The sequence below is a fragment of the Serratia sp. SM04 genome, from assembly GCF_040280225.1.
Lineage (GTDB): Bacteria > Pseudomonadota > Gammaproteobacteria > Enterobacterales > Enterobacteriaceae > Serratia > Serratia sarumanii.
Genome location: NZ_JBEOQT010000022.1, coordinates 302,420 through 321,219, shown reverse-complemented (window position 1 = coordinate 321,219; position 18,800 = coordinate 302,420). Strand labels below are relative to the sequence as shown.

The following is an 18,800-nucleotide window of genomic DNA, read 5'->3' as shown; positions in this document are numbered from 1 at the left end:
AATGACGCCATCGGTAATTGCCACGTTAACCGTCGATCAACTTGCCGCCACAGTCACATATTTCGCACTGTCGCACTGTTCCAGTTGCTCACAAAGCCCCGCCACCACTGCTTTCAAGCCCGCTTCGTCCTGTTCGTCGAAGCGTTGATAAACCGTGCTGTCGATATCCAAAACGCCGATCGCTCGGCCGCCAACCGCCAGCGGCAGCACGATTTCCGCGTTGCTGGCCGCATCGCAGGCGATATGGCCCGGGAACGCATGCACGTCGCCGACGCGCTGCACGCGATTTTCCGCCACCGCCGTGCCGCACACGCCCTTGCCCACCGGAATACGCACGCAGGCGATCTTGCCCTGGAACGGCCCCAGCACCAGCTGGCCGCCATCCATCAGATAGAAACCGACCCAGTTCACGTCATCCAGACGCTCGTTGAGCAACGCGCTGGCGTTGGACAACGCCGCGATAAAGTTGGTTTCCCCGCCGAGCAACGCGCTCAGGTCACGTTTTAATTCCGCGTAGAATTGTTCTTTTGTCATGTGATAACCATTGAAACAGTGAAGATGGCCAGAAGCCCAAAGCTTAGGCCCTATAAAATAAGCATTAAATGCGTATAGCCACAAGGTTAATCATCTGTTGCTTCACAAAACCCTGTCGCTCGGGGTATGTTTGCCGCTCAGAATCCCGGTTTACCTCGTTTTACCGTCCGGCGCCCGATCGCCAGTGACGCGGCCGGTTTATTTTTCAGCTACGCTGACAGTTCCGGCGGGCTCAAGGGCAGCGACTTGTCAAAGATGAAAATACACGCGATCACCGCCCCCCTTTCCAAAGCGCGCCACCAGCGCTGCTGCGAGTGCGATCTGCTGTTCGTGCTGCCGCCGCTCAGCGGCAACCAGGCCGCCTATTGCCCGCGCTGCAACGCCAAGGTAGTGAACGGCCGCGACTGGTCGATGACGCGCCTGACCGCCATGGCGATCGCCATGCTGCTGCTGATGCCGTTCGCCTTCACCGAACCGCTGATCAGCATCCGCCTGCTCGGCACGCGCATCGACGCCAGTTTGCTGGAAGGCATCTGGCAGATGAGCCGTCAGGGCGACCCGCTTACCGCCAGCATGGTGGCGTTCTGCACCATCGGCGCCCCGCTGACGCTGGCGCTGTCGTTGCTGTACCTGCGCTTCGGCCACGCGCTCGGCATGAACCTGCGGCCGGTGCTGCTGATGCTGGAGCGGCTCAAAGAGTGGGTGATGCTGGACATCTATCTGATCGGCATGGCGGTGGCGGCGATCAAGGTGCAGGATTACGCCGACATCCAGGCGGGCAGCGCGCTGATCGCCTACCTGTCGCTCACCCTGCTCAGCATCCTGACGCTGATCCACGCCAACCTGGAGCAGCTGTGGGAGCGTTACTATCCGCAGGAACAGCCGAAAGGCCCGCCGGCGGCGCTGCACATTTGCCTGTCCTGCCACTATACCGGCTACCCCGACGCGCGCGGCCGCTGCCCGCGCTGCCACGTGCCGATGTGCCATCGCCAGCCTTACAGCCTGCAGAAAACCTGGGCGGCGCTGATCGCGGCGATGATCCTGTTGATACCGGCCAACCTGCTGCCGATTTCCATCATTTACGCCAACGGCGTGCGCCTCGAAGACACCATATTCTCCGGCGTGGTCTCGCTGGCCACCTCCGGCAACGTGCCGATCGCCGCCATTGTGTTCATCGCCAGCGTGCTGGTGCCCTTTACCAAAGTGATCGTGCTGATCACGCTGTTGTTCAGCATTCACTTCAAAACCTCGCACAGCCTGAAGACGCGCATTCGTCTGCTGCGTCTGGTCGCCTGGATCGGCCGCTGGTCGATGCTCGATCTGTTCGTTATCGCCTTGATGATGTCGCTGGTAAACCGCGACCAGCTGTTATCTTTTACTATGGGACCGGCCGCGTTTTACTTTGGCTCGGCGGTCATTTTGACTATTCTTGCCGTTGAGTGGCTGGATAGCCGATTGATTTGGGATGCACATGCAACAGGAAACGCCGACTACACCGACTGAAGCGCGGGTCAAGAACAAGCGCCGCATTTCACCGTTCTGGTTACTGCCGTTCATCGCCCTGCTGATCGCCGGGTGGCTGGTCTATAACAATTTCCAGGAGCGCGGCACCACCGTCACCATCGATTTCCAATCGGCGGCGGGCATCGTCGCCGGCCGCACGCCGGTACGCTATCAGGGCGTAGAGGTCGGCACGGTGCAGAAAATCAGCCTGAGCAAAGATTTGCGCAGCATCGTGGTGGAGGCCAGCATCAAAAGCGATCTGGAAGACTCGCTGCGCGAAGGCACTCAGTTCTGGCTGGTGACGCCCAAAGCCTCGCTGGCCGGGGTCTCCGGGCTCGATGCGCTGGTCGGCGGCAACTATATCGGCATGATGCCCGGCAGCGGCAAGGAGCAAACTCACTTCACCGCGCTCGATACCCAGCCGAAATACCGCCTGAACACCGGCGAGCTGATGATCCACCTGCACGCCGACGATCTCGGCTCGCTCAACAGCGGCTCGCTGGTCTACTACCGTAAAATCCCGGTCGGCAAGGTGTATGACTACACCATCAGCGAAGGTAACAAGGGCGTGACCATCGACGTACTGATCGACCGCCGTTTCGCCAACCTGGTGAAGAGCAACAGCCGCTTCTGGAATGTCTCCGGTTTCAAGGGCGATTTCAGCCTGTCCGGCGCGACGGTGCAAATGGAGAGCCTGGCGGCGCTGGTCAACGGCGCCATCGCCTTCGATTCGCCGGCCGATGGCCAGCAGGCCAAGGGCGATCAGAGCTATACCCTGTATCCGGATCTGGCCCACAGCCAGCGCGGCGTCAATATCCTGCTGGATCTGCCGAGCGGCAACAGCCTGAGTGAAAACCGCACGCCGCTGATGTACCAGGGGCTGCAGGTCGGCACCCTGACCAAGCTGACGTTGCAACAGGACAGCAAAGTGGTCGGTGAACTGACCATCGATCCTTCGGTGGTCGATCTGATGCGCAGCGGCACCCGCATCGTGATGCGCAGCCCGCGCATCAGCCTCAACGACGCCAAGCTCAGCCAACTGCTGACCGGCACCACGCTGGAGCTGGTGCCGGGCGAAGGTGAGCCGCAGCAGCGCTTCAACGTGCTGGACAGCAGCGAAACGCTGTTGCAGCAGCCGGGCGTGCTGACCGTCACGCTAAATGCGCCGCAAAGCTACGGCATCGACGTCGGGCAACCGCTGGTGGTGCACGGCGTGAAAGTCGGCCAGATCCTGAGCCGCACCCTGACCGCCGGCGGCGTGGTGTTCACCGCCGCCATCGACGCGCAGTATCGCGGCCTGCTGCACAAAGACAGCAAATTCGTGGTCAACAGCCGGCTCGACGTCAAGCTGGGCATCGACGGTATGGAAGTGCTCGGCGCCAGCGCTCAGGAATGGGTGGACGGCGGCGTGCGCATTATTCCCGGCAGCAAGGGGGAACCGGGCGGCCAATACCCGCTGTACGCCAACAGCGAAAAAGCCGAGGAAGGCATCGTCGGCAACGCCCCTTCCACCACCCTGACCCTCAGCGCCACCAGCCTGCCGGATGTGCAGGCCGGTTCGGTGGTGCTGTACCGCAAATTCCAGGTGGGCGAGATCGTCAACGTTCGGCCGAAGGCCAACGAGTTTGAGGTGGACGTCTACATCAGCCCGGAATACCGCAAGCTGCTGACCCGCGAAAGCATCTTTTGGGCCGAAGGCGGCGCCAAGGTGCAGCTCAACGGCAGCGGGCTGACGGTGCAGGCTTCGCCGCTTAACCGCGCGCTGAAAGGCGCCATCAGCTTCGACAACCTGCAGGGCGTGACGCTCAACAAGGGCGCCAACCGCGTGCTGTACGCCAGCGAAACCGCCGCCCGCGCGGTGGGCAGCCAAATCATGCTGCGAACCTACGACGCCAGCAAGCTGTCGGCGGGCATGCCGCTGCGCTACCTCGGTATCGACGTCGGCCAGGTGGAGTCGCTGCAGCTGGCGCCGGAGCGCAACGAAGTGTTGGCCAAAGCGGTGCTGTATCCGGAATATGTGCACACTTTCGCGCGCCTGGGCAGCCGCTTCTCGATCGTTTCGCCGGAGATCTCCGCCGCCGGCGTCAGCAATCTCGATACCCTGCTCCAGCCTTATATCAACGTGGAGCCGGGGCGCGGCCGCGAGCTGCGCACCTTCGAGCTGCAGCAGGCCAGCATCACCGACTCGCGCTATCTCGACGGCCTGAGCGTAGTGCTCGACGCCGCCGAAACCGGCTCGCTGCAGATCGGCACGCCGGTGCTGTTCCGCGGTGTAGAGGTCGGCACCATCACCGGCTTCTACCTTGGCGCCATGTCCGATCGGGTGCACGTCGCGCTGCGCATCAGCAAGAAATATCAGCATCTGGTGCGCAACAACAGCGTGTTCTGGCTGGCTTCGGGTTACAACCTGCAGTTCGGCCTGACCGGCGGCGTGATCAAGAGCGGCACCTTCCAGCAGTTCATCCGCGGCGGTATCGCCTTTGCCACGCCGCCGACCATTCCGCTGGCGCCGAAAGCCACGCCGAACAAACACTTCCTGCTGAATCCGGAAGAGCCTAAGGACTGGAAAACCTGGGGCACCGCCATTCCGCGCGATTAAATTTCGCATTTTCCTCAGGGCCTGGCATCGCCGGGCCCTGTTTTTTTCCGCTTTGTGATAAACTCTCGCCCTTATCTTTTTTGCACCCTGAGAGTTCGCCCGTGGCCAAATCCACCGCCGTTTTTCTGCCCCCCGCTTTCCTTGACGCCACCCGCGCCATCATGCCCGCCGAGCTGGCGATGGACGATTTTATCGCCGCTTGCCAGCGCCCGCTGCGCCGCAGCCTGCGCGTCAATACGCTGAAAATCAGCGTCGCCGACTTCCTGGCGCTGGTGCAGGATTACGACTGGCAACTGGAGCCCATTCCCTGGTGCGCGGAAGGGTTCTGGATCGAGCGCGACGATGAAGAGCTGCGCCTGGGTAGCGCCGCCGAACACCTGAGCGGCCTGTTCTACATTCAGGAAGCCAGTTCGATGCTGCCGGTCAGCGCGCTGTTCGCGGGCGGCGCGGCGCCGACTCGGGTGCTGGACGTGGCGGCGGCGCCGGGATCCAAAACCACCCAGATCGCCGCGCTGATGGGCAATCAGGGCGGGATCGTCGCCAACGAATACTCCGCCAGCCGGGTGAAAGTGCTGCACGCCAATATTAGCCGCTGCGGCGTGAAGAACACCGCGCTGACCCACTTCGACGGCCGGGTGTTCGGCGCCGCGCTGCCGGAGAGCTTCGACGCCATTCTGCTCGACGCCCCCTGCTCCGGCGAAGGCGTGGTGCGCAAGGATCCGGACGCCATGAGCAACTGGTCGCCACAGAGCGTGGCCGAGATCGCCGCCACCCAGCGCGAACTGATCGACAGCGCGTTTCATGCTCTGGCGCCGGGCGGCGTGATGGTTTACTCCACCTGCACGCTCAATGCGCAGGAAAACCAGCAGGTGGTGCGCTGGCTGCTGGACACCTACGGCGACGCGGTCAGCGTCGAATCGCTGGGCGGGCTGTTCCCCGGCGCCGACAAGGCGCTGACCGCCGAAGGTTTCCTGCACGTCTTCCCGCAGATTTACGACAGCGAAGGCTTTTTCGTCGCCCGCCTGCGCAAACGGCGCGCCGTGGCGCCGTTGCCGAAGCCGACCTACAAAGTCGGTAAATTCCCGTTCAGCCCGCTGTCCGGCAAAGAAGCGGCGCAGGTCGCCCAAGCCGCCGCCGCATCCGGCTTAACCTGGGGCGATGACGGCCGGCTATGGGAGCGCGACAAAGAGATCTGGCTGTTCCCGGCCGAGCTGGAACCGCTGTTCGGCAAGGTTCGCTTCTCGCGCATCGGCCTCAAACTGGCGGAGCGTTTCCCTAAAGGTTTCCGCTGGCAGCACGAGGCGGCGATCGCGCTGGCCGGCACCGGCGGCAAAGCGCATTTCGAGCTGGACGCCGCGCTGGCGCAGGAGTGGTATCACGGCCGCGATCTCTACCCGGAACTGCCGCCGGCGGGCGATGAATGCATCGTCACCTACCAAGGGCAGCCGCTGGGCATCGCCAAGCGCATCGGTAGCCGTATCAAGAACAACCTGCCGCGCGAGCTGGTGCGCGACGGCGCGCTGGATTTCCACCTGTAAACAATACCGCGCCGGGGAATTAAACGCCCCGGCGATAAAATAACGCTAATAATATTCCCATCACCGTTCGTTATTATTCTAATCATTTCAATTTATCGGTATACCTCACCTGTAAGCCCCGTCAGCCGGGGGATGGGAATAAAAAGTTTCTCGCTTTCATCAAGACAATTCCCGATTCTTATTCTATTAATTAAAGTGCAGCTAAATGAATACGTTCAACCCACCTCTGGGTGGCGTCTTTGCGGGCTTTCTCTCATACGGCAAGGAATTAAGATGAAAAAAACTCTGATGGCATTGACCTCGGTAGCAACCCTGCTGTGCGCCAACGGCGCGGCTAACGCAGCAGGCACCATTCAAGGCACGCTAGGCGTGACGCTGACCATCGGCGCCGGTTGCGTCGTGGGGGGCGGCAACAGCAGCGGTTCCGTCAACGACTTCGGCTCCATCAGCTTCGGCACTTACTCTTCACTGGCCAACATCATCGACGCCAGCGCCACCGGCGCAGGGGGGGCCGGTACGCTGTCATTGACCTGCACCACCGGCACAGACTACACGGTGGCGCTGGACAACGGGCTCCACGTCACGTCAGGCACCCAACGCCGCATGGCCAGCACCGCAGGCGCATTCATCAGCTATAACCTTTACCAGGATGCCGCGCGCACCACCGCCTGGGGCAGCGGCGCCAACGCGCTAACCGGCACCGGCACCGGCGCCGCCGTTCCGCTGATTGTGTATGGCCGTGTGCCGGCGGCCGGTTCTACCCCAGCGGCGGACACCTATAACGACACCGTCACGATGACGGTCACCTGGTAACGGTGCGGCTCGCGCTTTGCTGCGGCGGATTATGGGCGTGCAGCCTGTTGGCGCTGGCCGACAGTAAAACGGCGACCCTCGGCGTCAGCGCGACCTTGCTCAGCGCCTGTGAAGCCGGCAGCAGCTCAGGCGGCAACGTCAGCTTCGGCACGCTGAATTTCGGCACGCTGTATTTTCTCAGCACCGCCACCAGCGTCGCCGGGCAGCAAAACGCCGGCGCCATTCGGGTGAAATGCACCAACGGCACCAGCTACAGCGTTCTGCTTGGCGGCGGGCAAAGCGGCAATACCGCGGCCCGCTACCTGCAAAGCGCGGCCGGCCAACGGGTGAATTACAACCTGTACACCAACGCCGCCCACAGCACCATTTGGGACAATCTGACGGGCGTGTCACAAACCGCCAACGGTTCGGACAACTGGCTGCCGGTCTATGGCATGATTCCGGCGCAGTCCACGCCCCCGACAGGCAGCTACACCGATACGGTACAGGTCACGATCAATTGGTAATGACGATGCGCGCTTCCATTTGCGGTTTGCTGTTCTGCCTGCCGCTTTCCCCGGCCCAAAGCGATACCGGCGTCAACGACTTGACCAAAAGCCAGCCGTTCACCGTAAATGCAACCGTGGTAAAAGGCTGCGTATTGGGCAGCGGCGTCAGTGACGTGACCACCTTCGGCACCCTGAACTTCGGCCAGCTGTCCTCACTGAGCAACGCGGTCAGCGTCGTCTCCAGCAGCGGCGCCGGTTCGGTGCTGTTTCGCTGCAACCCGGGGCTGAGCGTTACGCTGGCCCTCGGCGTCGGCAATCATGTGACCGGATCCATCGCTGGCGGCAGAAAATTACAAAACGCCGCCACGTCGGAAACGCTGCTGTATCAACTTTATCAAGACAGCAACTACGCCACCCTTTGGGGGGATGGCGCCAACGGCGGCGCGGTGCAGACCGTCGCCGCCACCGGCAGCACGCAAGAAATCAAGGTTTACGCCCGTCTGTTTTCGACCAGTACCCTGCCCACCAGTGGCGTTTACAGCGATACGGTCTTGTTGACGGTCACTTATTAAGTTTTTTTGCAATAAGGATGAGTTATGCGCATACCCTTCCGCCTGCCGTTAACGGCAGCCCTGCTCCTGGCAAGCCAGCAGCACGCCCTGGCCGCGGCCTCCATTCTCATTTGGCCAATCGATCCGGTGATTGAAGATCAACAACAGGCCACCGCGCTGTGGCTGGAAAATCGCGACAGCAAACCGGTCTATATGCAAATTCGCGTGTTGGGTTGGCGGCAAACCGCCGGCAAAGACGATTACAGCAACCAAAGCGACGTGATCGCCAGCCCGCCGGTGGCGTCGATCGCGCCAGGCAAACGCCAGCTGATACGCCTGATCAAACAGTCGGCCCCGGCGGCGGGACAGGAACGTGCCTACCGCATTTTGGTCGATGAGGTGCCGGTGAAAGAACAATCGTCGGGCGCCGCCCCCGGCGGTGCGGAGATGGGGCTGAAATTCCAGATGCGCTACTCGGTGCCGCTGTTCGTCAGCGGCAAGGGCATTTGGACCAAACAGGACAGCGAAAAACCGCGCGATTACGCGACCGCCAGCCAACCTCAGCTCAGCTATCGTCTACAGCAGCAAAGCAGCGAACGCTGGCTGGAGGTACGAAATCAAGGCGCAGTGCATGCCCGCATGTCGAAAGTGACGCTGCAAGGGCGCAGCCTGAATCCCGGCCTGATGGGATACGTGCTGCCCGGTTCGCAAATGCGCTTCGCCTTGCCGCCCGCCGGCGGTTTCAGCAGCGGCAAGCTGATGGCCACGGTCAATGACAACAAACAGCCCGTAGCCATTCCGTCTTATTGAGGCCCAGGTGCAGCCGACAGGGAGGCTATCGACGCGGCGTTTCAGCCTTAAGCCGCTGGCGTTTGCCATGCTGAGCATGGCGGCCGGCGGCTGGCTGCCGTTTGCGCTCGGCGACGATCTGCCGCCGCCGCCCAGCGCCGTCAGCATGCCGGACACCACGCTGTATCTGGAGCCGGTCGTCAACGGGCGCCAAACCGGCAACGTCGTGCCGGTCAACTACCGCGGCGGCCATTACTACATGACGCCCCAGCAACTGCTCGACGCCGGGCTGCCGGTAGCGGATAAGCAGGCGAAAGAGATCGCCGTCGATCGGCTGGAGAAGGTGGATGTCAGCTACAGCGGCGAGAGCCAGCAGTTGCTGATCAACGTGCCCAACGACTGGTTGCCGCAGCAAACCATCGGCGCCCATTCACCGTTGCAGCGCTTGCCGGCGCAAAGCAGCCTGGGTTTGCTGTTCAACTACGACATCTATGCCAGCCAAAGCAACGGCAATGGCCGGCCGGGCTACCTGTCGGCGTGGAGCGAACAGCGGCTGTTCGACGGGTTCGGCGTCATCGCCAACACCGGCATCTACCGCAGCGGGTTTAACGGCGGGCCGAACGACGATGGCGGGCGCTATATTCGATACGACAGCTACTGGCGTTTCAACGACGACCAGCAGATGCTGAGTGTGATCGCCGGTGACCTTACCACCGGCTCGCTCCCCTGGAGCAGCGCCGTGCGCATCGGCGGCTTGCAATTGGCGCGCAATTTCGCGGTGCGCCCGGATCTTATCACCTACCCGCTGCCGCAATTTTCCGGCCAGGCGGCATTGCCCAGCAGCGTCGATTTATACATCAACAGCTATAAAAACAGCACCACCAACATCAATCCCGGGCCGTTCACCCTCAACAGCGTGCCCTACATTAACGGCGCGGGTCAGGCCACCGTCGTCACCACCGACGCCCTCGGCCGCCAGGTCAGCACCACGGTGCCGTTCTACGTGGCCAGCAACCTGCTGCAGACCGGCATGAGCGATTTCAGCATTTCCACCGGTTTGCTGCGGCGCAACTACGGGTTGAGTTCTGCCGATTACGGGCAATGGGTCGGCAGCGCCAGCTTACGTTACGGCGTCACTGACTGGTTAACCCTGGAAGGACGCGCCGAAGGCGCAGCCGAGTTGGCGGTTGGCGGCGCCGGCGCCGACCTTCGCGTCGGGCAATGGGGGGTTCTCAACGCGTCCTACAGCGTCAGCCAGGCCGGTGATGAAGCGTTTAACGGCGGCCGGGCGATACAATCCCCCACCTATTACGATCCGCTGACCGGCAGGCCGTTGCAACAGCCGGATCCCCAGCCCGTCTATCGCTACACCGGCAACCACGGCGATCAGAGCAGCTTTGGTTACACCTACAGCAACCAACGTTTCAGCCTCAACGCCCAACGCATCCTGCGCAGCGCCGATTTTGGCGACATTTCCGTGTATAAAAGCGACTACCGCCTGAGCCGTCGCACCGATCAGTTGACCGGCAGCGTCAGCCTGGGCCGGCTCGGCAGCCTCGGCGCCGGTTATTTTGACGTCCGCGACGCCATCGCTCAGCGAACCCGCCTGGTGAACCTGTCCTACAGCGTATCGCTTTGGCGCAACAGCAGCCTGTACGCCTCGCTGAACCGGGAAATCGGCAGCAGCGGTTACAGTGCCCAACTGCAGCTCTCCATTCCGTTCGACAGTTGGGGGACCGCCAGCTTCAGCGCCGCGCGCGACAACAACAACCGCTGGAGCGAACGCGTCAGCTACAGCCGCGCCGCGCCGACCGATGGCGGTTTCGGCTGGAATCTGGCCTACGCTAATAACCCGAGCGGCGGCGATTACCGCCAGGCCGATCTGACCTGGCGCACCCGCAGACTCGAAGCCCGAGCGGGCGTATACGGCACCCGCGATGAAACCAACCACTGGGGAGAAATCAGCGGTTCGCTGGTGGCGATGAACGGCGGCGTGTACGCCACCAACACCATCAACGATGCCTTTGCGCTGGTGTCCACGCAAGGATACGCCGACATTCCGGTGAGCTATGAGAACCAACCGATCGGCAAGACCGACGCCCAGGGCTATTTACTGGTGCCGACCGTCACCTCTTACTACCATGCGAAATTCCAGATTGATCCGCTCAACCTGCCCGCCGACGTCGCGCTGCCGACGGTGGAGAAAACCGTCGCCATTCGCGATCACAGCGGTTTTCTGGTTGAGTTCCCCATCCAACCCATCTCCGCCGCCGACGTCGAACTGGTTGACGAGCAAGGCAAACCGTTGGCCAATGGCAGCCAGGTGGCGGTGGTTGGCGGCAATCAGCAAAGCTATGTCGGTTGGGATGGCATGACCTATATCGACCCGGTGCAACAGCACAATCGGCTGAGCGTGATCCCGGCCGACGGCGGCCCGCCGTGTCAGGCGGAATTCAGCCTGGCGAAGCCTCAGGGCATCCAGCGCGTCGGCCCGGTTGTCTGCCGCTAATTCAACGACGGAGAGTCACTATGTTTCGGGGATTGAAAGCCTTCTTATTGTTAACCCTCTCGCTGCTGTTCTGTCAGCGCGCATTCGCCGACTGCGCCACCACCAACGGCACCGTCACCTTACCGGGAAGCAGCTCTTTCGTGGTCTACAACGGGCAGATCAACGCCCAGGGCACCGCCGGCCTCAACTGCACCGGCCTCGGGCTATCGCTGCTGTCGCAGAACACCGTCACGGTCAAGGTTGCGTCGACCACCAACGGCATGGCGGTCGCCAACACCGACGGTTCCGGCGATAAAATCGCCTACCTGATCTATCCCGACGCCAACTATCAATATCCCTACAGCATCGGGCAGACCATTGACTACAGCTCGCTGAACCTGCTGTCGTTGATCCTGATCTCCTCCAACGTCAACTTTCCGCTGTATATCAAAACCACCGCCGGCGCCAACGTGCGTTCGGGCACCTATACCGACACCATCAACCTGATCTGGAACTACCATATCTGCGGCCTCGGCGTGCTCGGCCTGTGCATCTGGTGGGACGGCGTCAACAAGGCCAGCACGGTCAGCGTCAGCGTCGCCATCACCAAAGACTGCCTGATCGGCACCGCGCCCAACGTCAACTTCGGCAGCATGGCGTTGGTCGGGCAGTTCAATCCTGTCAATCAGAGCATCACCCTGACCTGCACCAAAACCGAGGGATACAACACCTATTTCACCAACGGCAATAACCCGGTCTCCGGTTGGCGGCGTATGAAAAGCGGCACCAGCAATTTCATGCAGTATCAGATTTACTTGCCCAATACGACGACCGTTTGGGATAGCACCAACAAACAGAGCGGCGCCGGCACCGGGCTGGCGCAAAGCATCCCGTATAAGGCGGCGGTCAATGCGGCGCAGACGGAAGTGACGGTCGGTAGCTATCAAGACAATCTCAGTTTTGTGGTGGAGTACTAGGCGCGGTGCTTTGCCGCCGTGGAAATTGTTTCCAAAATGTAATTTTTATGTGGCATTTTTTGCTCATTTGGCTATGCTGTTACCGATGGCCGCACTGGTCTAACCTCCTACCACACCATTGAGCAAGGAGTTCCCATGAGCAAAACCGTCGTAAAAATTGGCAGCTTCGAGGTCGATGACGCGCATCTTCACGCCGGCGCCGACCGCGCCGGCACCCTGAGCATTCCCTGCAAGTCCGATCCGGATCTGTGCATGCAGCTGGACGGTTGGGATGAACACACCAGCATTCCGGCGATCCTCGACGGCAAACAGTCACTGCTGTACAAGCAGCACTACGATCGGCAGGCGGACGCCTGGGTGATGCGGCTGGCATGAAAATGCATCAGAACTGCTGACGACGCGCTGTTTTCATCGGAAACAGCGCGTTTTTTTACGCGATGGCGATGCCGCGGCCGGCAAAGAAAGGGGTGAAGCGGCTGAGCGGCAGGTGCACCCGCTCGCGCGTCGCCGGGCTGTCGCCCGAAGGATTGTGGAAGGTCACGCTTTGCGCATCGGCGGCGGTGATCAGCACCAGATGCCCGCCCCGCTGCGGCGGTATGCTCTCCGGCCGGCGAATGGAGGGATGCACCGAGGCGATAAAGTAACGGCATTCTTGAAGCAGCGCCGGCACGTCAGCGGCCTCCAGCCCCACCTTCACCTCCGCTTGCAGCGCGAACTGCTCGCGTACGAACTCAACGAACGGCGCGTAAATCAGCCCCTTTATCCGCTCCCCTTCGCGCACATAGGCGCCGTAAGGCAGGCTGCGCCGCGCCAGCTCCAGCAGCGGCGGCGCTTCGCCGTCGCGGTGGCCCAGCACCATTTTCAGACAGGCCATGCCGCACACGTGATTGGCCCACTCGACGTACTCCGCCCGATCGCGGGCGCCGCTGCGCGCCCAATTTTCGTCTTGCGCCAGCGTCGCGCGGCCGGCGATCAGATCGGCGGCCAGCTCCGGGCTGGCCCACTGGCACTCGTAGGGAACGGCGCGCATAAGATTAGAATTTGTCGACGACTTTGAAATTCATCAGCACCAGCGTCATGTCCGGCGAGAACAGATCGTACTCTTCGAAGAAGCGCTGCAGCTCTTTGCGCCAGTGCGCCAGCGAGCGATCGCCCTCGCCTTCGGCAAAGGCGTGCGCTTCATCGACCTGATCGTAAGTTTTCATTTCCACCGCGGTCAGCTCGACCGCGCAGACCGGCTCACCCTTGCCGTCCACCACCAGGAACCGATCGCCGGCCTGCGGGATCCCCTCGCCGTCGAGGTTGGAACAGGTGGCCGTTTTGGTGCCATTGAGGATCAATTGCACCACTTCATCGGCCTGCTGCTCGGTATCGCCGAACGCCCAGCGCTCAAGGTGCTCGTATTTCTGTGGAATTGCCGTCGCCATGATTATACCTTTAGGAAAAATGCATCAATGCAGACAGGATAGTACAACGTATTGCCGGCCGTCTGCATCCGTCGCAAGCGCGACTGCGCGTTCCGCCACCGCCGCCTTTACGCGTTTTTACCGTTCTTCGCTGTGCCTGTCGCGCTGTCGGGCGCATACTGTGAACATTATTCACCCAATGGCGACCGCCAGGCGGCAACATGCGGCAAAATGACATCGATGCTGACGATACCTTCAGCGATTTACTCAACGGCGTCGCGTTAGTGACGCTTTTCCTCATCATCCTCGCCGGTGGATGGTATTTCAGCTAAAGGGGAAACAACGTGGCAACAAAACGCATGGGCGCCAAGCTCAGTAAAATGGTGGTGGTGCTGCTGCTGATCTGCCTGGCGTTGCTGCTGTTGCGTTGGGCGGCGATAGCCTTTGGTTAATCCCGCGAAACGACGCCGGCCAAACGCCGGCGCCCTGCTCACCGCCGCCGCGGCGCGGTCGGCTCCAGCAACTCCCGCAAATAGGCCAAGCGCGCCTCTCCCTGCGGCAACCAGCGGCGACACAGCCAATGCTGCGTTTCACCCGTGCGGCTCAGGCGGTAGTACTCCGTAAAGGTTTCGACCCAGTTCATGATGTTTTCTCCTGCTTTTCGACACCGCAAGTATTGAGCGTAAAAACCAGAAGAAATACTGATGGCTTGTTTTTTATGCTTCCTGTTTTAGGCAGCCGGTAGCGAAGCCGCAGTTCAGCTGCTACATTGGGCAAAAATCAACCAACCGAGGTAGGCCATGACGTTCTCGGAACAGGAGATTAAACCCGTATGGGATGAGGTCGCACGCCTGATCGGCGACGGCGTGATGCAACTGCGCCATCGCGGTGAAGCGCTGTCGGTGGAAACGCTGGAAAAACATCTGGCGCGGCAGCTGGCGGACAGCAACGATATCGAACGGCGCATCCTGCTCGGCGCCGCCATCAACATGCTGAAAGGCGGAAAATGAATCGCCAACCGAAAAGGTTGGCGATCCGACAGAAGCCCGAGGTATGCAAGCCCGGCCTTCTGCGCGCTACTATGTCACGCTAATATGACGGAATTAATAGGAATTGTCGGGTTTTTGCCCAAAACGCCCTATTTTTGTTGCCTGCATTACGCCAGCACGAAATCATCCGCATCCAGCGGCTGCCCCACCACTTTCACCAGGAAATCGCTGCCGGTGTTGAACAGCGTCAGATCGATCTTGTCTTCACCGCGCACGAAGTCGCGGATCCAATCCGCCGGTGGCGGTGAGGAAGTCGCGATCGGTATTGGAATTGAAACCGTAGATCGTATCGCCGATGCGGGTGTGCATGTTGGCGCCGTAGAAATGCGGGATCGCCGTGATGTCGTTGAGCAATGGCCCGGATGAGTACGCGCCTTTAAAGTCCTGCCCGATGTTGCTTTCGCTGAAATAGCTCATCACGCTGTGGGTGCGGCTGTCCTCGAAATAAAAAACCGGGGCAATCCAACCCCGGCTATCCATAAGAAATTCTGGACTCAGACTAACCAACCGAGCAGCAGCGTCGCGCCAATGACCGTGGAAGCGCCGCCGATGCGCGTGGCGATTTGGGCGAACGGCATTAGCCCCATGCGGTTCGATGCCGACAGGATCGCCACGTCACCGGTGCCGCCCAGGCCGCTGTGACAACAGGTGACGATCGCCGCTTCCACCGGGAACATCTTCAGGTAAGGCGCAATCAGGAAACTGACCAGCCCCATCGACAGCACCACCGAACCGCAGACCACCACATAACCGACCGAGAACACCGCCACCACGCTTTCCAGCGGCACGTACAGCATGCCCAGACCGATCATCAGCGGCCACACCAGCGCGGTGGAGACGAACTTGTAGAAACTGTGCGCGCCGATCTCCATCGAGGCCGGGATCATCCGGCAGTATTTGCACAGCACCGCGAACAGGATCATCAGCACCGGGCCGGGAATATGCACGATGTGTTCAAACAGGCCGCCGACGATAAAGAAAGCGCAGATCACCAGCAACCCGCCGCCCATCAGTTGGAAATCGACGTTGCCGCTTTGCTCCTTGATGGCGAACATCGCGTTCTCCTGCGCCGAGCGGATCAGCATGCCGTCGCCGCTCAGCGCCTTGCGCTGCATGCCGATGCGCGCCAGCACCCCGGCGGTCACGATGGCGAAGATGTTGCCCAGCACCGCCGCCGGCGCCAGCTGCGCGACGTAGACGTCCGGCGTCGAGCCCAGGATCGCCGAATAGGCCAGCGACAGCGGTAAAATCCCCTCGCCGATGCCGCCGCCGATGATCGGCACGATGATGAAGAAAAAGGTGTGATAAAAGGTAAAGCCGAACAGCTTGCCCACCAGCAGCCCGGTGATCACCGCCGTCACCGTACCGACCACCAAGGGCACAAACATGCGAATCATCCCCTGAATCAGGATCACCCGGTTCATGCCGAGAATGCTGCCGACCACCAGACTGGCGATGACGAAATAGAGCAGGTTGGCGTCTTTCATCAGTAGATGAACGGTGCCCATGACGTTAGGCTGGAAGACATTGAAATAGACCAACACCGACGGCACCATCAAACACAGAATGGCCGGCCCGCCGATATCGCGCAGCACGGGAATGCTTTTTCCCAACTGCGCCAGCGCAAAGCCCAGCGTCATTATCACCGCCAGGCCGCCGATCATATTCTTCGGCAGGAAGTTGGCGTAGGCGGAAATCGCCACGACCGCGCAAATCGTGATAAACAACGCGATCGGCACCGCACCGATATCTATTTGACGAAGTTGATTAATTAATCCTGAGGATTCGGACGATGCCGCATTTTTATCACAGGCCAGTTCTGCATTTATCTGTTTCATTATTCACCCTGCTGACAAGCGTACAGTACGGTTAGATTCACCTGGCGCAACAGTCCTGCCATAGCCAAGCAAAAACAAATGATTACGAAAAATCCTATTGTGGATTTCGCTTTTTCTAATAAGAAATAAAACAGTGGACAGCCCTGACGATATGATAAAAAATAAAAATGCAAAACTAAATTACGCCGGCGAAATTCAATATTGTGACCCTCCGCCAAGGTTGGTTTTAATTAATTATCGTCAGCATTTTGTAATTAAAGTAAGCAGGCTTAAATTCGCTGCTATGCTATAGGAGGGCGAAAAAGCCCCCTGTTTTATTAATAAAGAACCGGAAACGCATTAGCTGAATCCGGTCAGCTTGATCCGAACCTTAATCCTGCGCGCGGCACCGCACGGGAAAGAGGCATAATATGACTCATAAGGAAGTAGAATATGTCTTCACGCGCTGTTACCCCACAAACCCTCGCTCGCTACGGCATCCATCAGGCCGCCGACATCGTCTATAACCCCAGCTATGAATTGCTGTTCGCCGAAGAGACCCGCGCCGACCTGCCGCCGCTGGAACGCGGCACCCTCACCCAACTCGGCGCGGTCAACGTCGCGACCGGTGAGTTCACCGGCCGTTCGCCGAAGGACAAATACATCGTGCGCGACGACACCACGCGCGATACCGTCTGGTGGTCCGACAACGGCACCGGCAAGAACGACAACCAGCCGCTCTCTCCGGAGGTCTGGCAGCATCTGAAAACGCTGGTGGGCAACCAGCTCTCCGGCAAGCGTTTGTTCGTGGTCGACGCGTTCTGCGGCGCCAACGCCGACACGCGCCTGAAAGTGCGCTTCATCACCGAGGTGGCCTGGCAGGCGCACTTCGTGAAAAACATGTTTATTCGCCCGAGCGACGCCGAACTGGCGGACTTCGAGCCGGACTTCGTGGTGCTGAACGGCGCCAAATGCACCAACCCGGACTGGCAGCAGCAAGGGCTGCATTCGGAGAACTTCGTCGCCTTCAACCTGACGGAACGCATGCAGCTGATCGGCGGCACCTGGTACGGCGGCGAGATGAAGAAAGGCCTGTTCTCGATCATGAACTATCTGCTGCCGCTGAAGGGCATCGCCTCGATGCACTGCTCGGCCAACGTCGGCGAGCAAGGCGACGTGGCGGTGTTCTTCGGCCTGTCCGGCACCGGCAAAACCACCCTCTCCACCGATCCGAAGCGCCAGCTGATCGGCGATGACGAGCACGGCTGGGACGACGATGGCGTGTTCAACTTCGAAGGCGGCTGCTACGCCAAGACCATCAAGCTGTCGCCGCAGGCGGAGCCGGAAATCTATCAGGCGATCCGCCGCGATGCGCTGCTGGAAAACGTCACCGTGCTGGCCGACGGCAGCATCGACTTCGACGACGCCAGCAAGACCGAGAACACCCGCGTTTCCTATCCGATTTATCACATCGAGAACATCGTTAAACCGGTGTCCAAAGCCGGCCATGCGCGCAAGATCATCTTCCTGACCGCCGACGCCTTCGGCGTACTGCCGCCGGTATCGCGCCTGACGCCGGAGCAGACCCAGTACCATTTCCTGTCCGGCTTCACCGCCAAGCTGGCCGGCACCGAGCGCGGCATCACCGCGCCGACGCCGACCTTCTCCGCCTGCTTCGGCGCTGCGTTCCTGACGCTGCACCCGACGCAGTATGCCGAAGTGCTGGTGAAACGCATGGAGGCCGCCGGCGCCCAGGCTTACCTGGTCAACACCGGCTGGAACGGCAGCGGCAAACGTATTTCGATCAAGGATACGCGCGGCATTATCGACGCCATTCTGAATGGCGACATTGAGCAGGCCGAGACGTTCACGCTGCCGATCTTCGGGCTGGAGGTGCCGACCGCGCTGCCGGGCGTCGATCCGTCGATCCTCGATCCGCGCAAAACCTACGCCGACGAGTCGCTGTGGCAGGAGAAAGCGCAGGATTTGGCGCAGCGCTTTATCGATAACTTCGCCAAATATACCGTCACCCCGGCGGGTGAAAAATTGGTGAGCGCCGGGCCAAAACGGTAACGGCATTCCCCCGCTCAAGGGCCGATTCGTCGGCCCTTTTTTGTTTTCACTCTTCCGCCATCCCCTGCGTTCGCCGATGTTTGCCCCGAATGGTGGCGTATCGACAGCATGCGCTGAGCGCCTCACAGTTCCCGCTGAAATCAATTGATTGTTTTGTCGTATAAATTTAGAACTG

At 60.6% G+C, this 18,800-nt stretch carries 18 protein-coding genes and 1 pseudogene; 13 read left to right on the top strand and 6 right to left on the bottom strand.

Annotated features, from left to right (window positions below):
• Window positions 1-36 precede the first annotated feature (36 nt).
• On the bottom strand, window positions 37-534 hold the full coding sequence (locus ABTW55_RS22230) for a GAF domain-containing protein (protein ID WP_033638286.1): 498 nt from the start codon (window positions 532-534) through the stop codon (window positions 37-39).
• A 255-nt stretch (window positions 535-789) separates the two neighbouring features.
• On the opposite strand from ABTW55_RS22230, the gene yebS reads away from it, so the two are divergent.
• The 10 genes from yebS to ABTW55_RS22180 all read left to right on the top strand — a co-directional run bounded on the left by yebS (window position 790) and on the right by ABTW55_RS22180 (window position 12,655).
• The gene (yebS, locus tag ABTW55_RS22225; RefSeq protein ID WP_033638760.1) at window positions 790-2,037 is read left to right on the top strand and encodes a membrane integrity lipid transport subunit YebS; all 1,248 of its coding nucleotides are present in this window, start codon (window positions 790-792) and stop codon (window positions 2,035-2,037) included.
• A complete protein-coding gene (locus ABTW55_RS22220) occupies window positions 2,006-4,636 on the top strand; it encodes a PqiB family protein (RefSeq protein WP_033647432.1) in 2,631 nt (876 codons plus the stop codon). Before yebS ends, ABTW55_RS22220 begins: the two co-directional genes overlap by 32 nt.
• 101 nt (window positions 4,637-4,737) lie before the next feature.
• Window positions 4,738-6,174, top strand: a complete 1,437-nt coding sequence (rsmF, locus tag ABTW55_RS22215; RefSeq protein ID WP_060420779.1) for a 16S rRNA (cytosine(1407)-C(5))-methyltransferase RsmF — start codon at window positions 4,738-4,740, stop codon at window positions 6,172-6,174.
• A 273-nt stretch (window positions 6,175-6,447) separates the two neighbouring features.
• Window positions 6,448-6,987: a spore coat U domain-containing protein gene (locus ABTW55_RS22210; protein ID WP_033638282.1), complete on the top strand. Its 540-nt coding sequence runs from the start codon at window positions 6,448-6,450 to the stop codon at window positions 6,985-6,987.
• Between the two features lie 2 nt (window positions 6,988-6,989).
• Window positions 6,990-7,493: a spore coat U domain-containing protein gene (locus ABTW55_RS22205; RefSeq protein ID WP_072008406.1), complete on the top strand. Its 504-nt coding sequence runs from the start codon at window positions 6,990-6,992 to the stop codon at window positions 7,491-7,493.
• Window positions 7,493-8,047 (top strand): spore coat U domain-containing protein, encoded by a 555-nt coding sequence (locus ABTW55_RS22200; protein WP_033653897.1) that lies wholly within the window; start codon window positions 7,493-7,495, stop codon window positions 8,045-8,047. Before ABTW55_RS22205 ends, ABTW55_RS22200 begins: the two co-directional genes overlap by 1 nt.
• A 24-nt stretch (window positions 8,048-8,071) precedes the next feature.
• Window positions 8,072-8,836, top strand: coding sequence for a molecular chaperone (locus ABTW55_RS22195; protein ID WP_033653896.1), 765 nt, complete (start codon window positions 8,072-8,074; stop codon window positions 8,834-8,836).
• 67 nt (window positions 8,837-8,903) lie between these two features.
• The gene (locus tag ABTW55_RS22190) at window positions 8,904-11,324 is read left to right on the top strand and encodes a fimbria/pilus outer membrane usher protein (protein ID WP_181424373.1); all 2,421 of its coding nucleotides are present in this window, start codon (window positions 8,904-8,906) and stop codon (window positions 11,322-11,324) included.
• Between the two features lie 20 nt (window positions 11,325-11,344).
• On the top strand, window positions 11,345-12,280 hold the full coding sequence (locus ABTW55_RS22185; protein ID WP_060420776.1) for a spore coat protein U domain-containing protein: 936 nt from the start codon (window positions 11,345-11,347) through the stop codon (window positions 12,278-12,280).
• A 135-nt stretch (window positions 12,281-12,415) separates the two neighbouring features.
• Window positions 12,416-12,655 carry a DUF1480 family protein gene (locus tag ABTW55_RS22180; RefSeq protein ID WP_004931517.1) on the top strand — a complete coding sequence of 80 codons (240 nt, stop codon included), beginning with the start codon at window positions 12,416-12,418 and terminating at the stop codon, window positions 12,653-12,655.
• A 55-nt stretch (window positions 12,656-12,710) separates the two neighbouring features.
• Here the strand turns inward: ABTW55_RS22180 and ABTW55_RS22175 are convergent, their stop codons facing one another.
• Window positions 12,711-13,310 (bottom strand): hypothetical protein, encoded by a 600-nt coding sequence (locus tag ABTW55_RS22175; protein WP_033646337.1) that lies wholly within the window; start codon window positions 13,308-13,310, stop codon window positions 12,711-12,713.
• A 4-nt stretch (window positions 13,311-13,314) separates the two neighbouring features.
• Entirely contained in the window at window positions 13,315-13,707 is a 393-nt protein-coding gene (locus tag ABTW55_RS22170; RefSeq protein WP_033638276.1) for an ASCH domain-containing protein, read from the bottom strand.
• Between the two features lie 338 nt (window positions 13,708-14,045).
• On the opposite strand from ABTW55_RS22170, the gene yniD reads away from it, so the two are divergent.
• Window positions 14,046-14,138 (top strand): small membrane protein YniD, encoded by a 93-nt coding sequence (gene yniD / locus ABTW55_RS22165; RefSeq protein WP_223307179.1) that lies wholly within the window; start codon window positions 14,046-14,048, stop codon window positions 14,136-14,138.
• A gap of 38 nt (window positions 14,139-14,176) precedes the next feature.
• On the opposite strand, the gene ABTW55_RS22160 is transcribed toward yniD, so the two are convergent.
• Window positions 14,177-14,329 (bottom strand): hypothetical protein, encoded by a 153-nt coding sequence (locus ABTW55_RS22160; RefSeq protein ID WP_162846222.1) that lies wholly within the window; start codon window positions 14,327-14,329, stop codon window positions 14,177-14,179.
• A 157-nt stretch (window positions 14,330-14,486) separates the two neighbouring features.
• On the opposite strand from ABTW55_RS22160, the gene ABTW55_RS22155 reads away from it, so the two are divergent.
• Entirely contained in the window at window positions 14,487-14,696 is a 210-nt protein-coding gene (locus ABTW55_RS22155) for a hypothetical protein (protein WP_004931526.1), read from the top strand.
• Window positions 14,697-14,972: 276 nt separating this feature from the next.
• Here the strand turns inward: ABTW55_RS22155 and ABTW55_RS22145 are convergent.
• Window positions 14,973-15,182 (bottom strand): annotated as a pseudogene (locus ABTW55_RS22145) (M10 family metallopeptidase C-terminal domain-containing protein); the annotation flags it as partial.
• 47 nt (window positions 15,183-15,229) lie between these two features.
• Window positions 15,230-16,573 carry a 2-hydroxycarboxylate transporter family protein gene (locus ABTW55_RS22140; protein ID WP_060420773.1) on the bottom strand — a complete coding sequence of 448 codons (1,344 nt, stop codon included), beginning with the start codon at window positions 16,571-16,573 and terminating at the stop codon, window positions 15,230-15,232.
• Window positions 16,574-17,005: 432 nt separating this feature from the next.
• Between ABTW55_RS22140 and pckA the strand changes: the two genes are divergently transcribed.
• The gene (gene pckA, locus ABTW55_RS22135; protein WP_060420771.1) at window positions 17,006-18,625 is read left to right on the top strand and encodes a phosphoenolpyruvate carboxykinase (ATP); all 1,620 of its coding nucleotides are present in this window, start codon (window positions 17,006-17,008) and stop codon (window positions 18,623-18,625) included.
• The last annotated feature ends 175 nt before the right edge of the window (window positions 18,626-18,800 follow it).

Coding starts and splice junctions, on each gene's coding strand:
- ABTW55_RS22200 (WP_033653897.1), top strand. CDS start 7,493: ATGACGATGCGCGCTTCCATTTGCGGTTTGCTGTTCTGCCTGCCGCTT.
- ABTW55_RS22180 (WP_004931517.1), top strand. CDS start 12,416: ATGAGCAAAACCGTCGTAAAAATTGGCAGCTTCGAGGTCGATGACGCG.
- yniD (WP_223307179.1), top strand. CDS start 14,046: ATGGGCGCCAAGCTCAGTAAAATGGTGGTGGTGCTGCTGCTGATCTGC.
- ABTW55_RS22170 (WP_033638276.1), bottom strand. CDS start 13,707: ATGGCGACGGCAATTCCACAGAAATACGAGCACCTTGAGCGCTGGGCG.
- yebS (WP_033638760.1), top strand. CDS start 790: ATGAAAATACACGCGATCACCGCCCCCCTTTCCAAAGCGCGCCACCAG.
- ABTW55_RS22195 (WP_033653896.1), top strand. CDS start 8,072: ATGCGCATACCCTTCCGCCTGCCGTTAACGGCAGCCCTGCTCCTGGCA.
- ABTW55_RS22140 (WP_060420773.1), bottom strand. CDS start 16,573: ATGAAACAGATAAATGCAGAACTGGCCTGTGATAAAAATGCGGCATCG.
- ABTW55_RS22220 (WP_033647432.1), top strand. CDS start 2,006: ATGCAACAGGAAACGCCGACTACACCGACTGAAGCGCGGGTCAAGAAC.
- ABTW55_RS22175 (WP_033646337.1), bottom strand. CDS start 13,310: ATGCGCGCCGTTCCCTACGAGTGCCAGTGGGCCAGCCCGGAGCTGGCC.
- ABTW55_RS22155 (WP_004931526.1), top strand. CDS start 14,487: ATGACGTTCTCGGAACAGGAGATTAAACCCGTATGGGATGAGGTCGCA.
- pckA (WP_060420771.1), top strand. CDS start 17,006: ATGTCTTCACGCGCTGTTACCCCACAAACCCTCGCTCGCTACGGCATC.
- ABTW55_RS22160 (WP_162846222.1), bottom strand. CDS start 14,329: ATGAACTGGGTCGAAACCTTTACGGAGTACTACCGCCTGAGCCGCACG.
- ABTW55_RS22230 (WP_033638286.1), bottom strand. CDS start 534: ATGACAAAAGAACAATTCTACGCGGAATTAAAACGTGACCTGAGCGCG.
- ABTW55_RS22210 (WP_033638282.1), top strand. CDS start 6,448: ATGAAAAAAACTCTGATGGCATTGACCTCGGTAGCAACCCTGCTGTGC.
- ABTW55_RS22190 (WP_181424373.1), top strand. CDS start 8,904: ATGCTGAGCATGGCGGCCGGCGGCTGGCTGCCGTTTGCGCTCGGCGAC.
- ABTW55_RS22185 (WP_060420776.1), top strand. CDS start 11,345: ATGTTTCGGGGATTGAAAGCCTTCTTATTGTTAACCCTCTCGCTGCTG.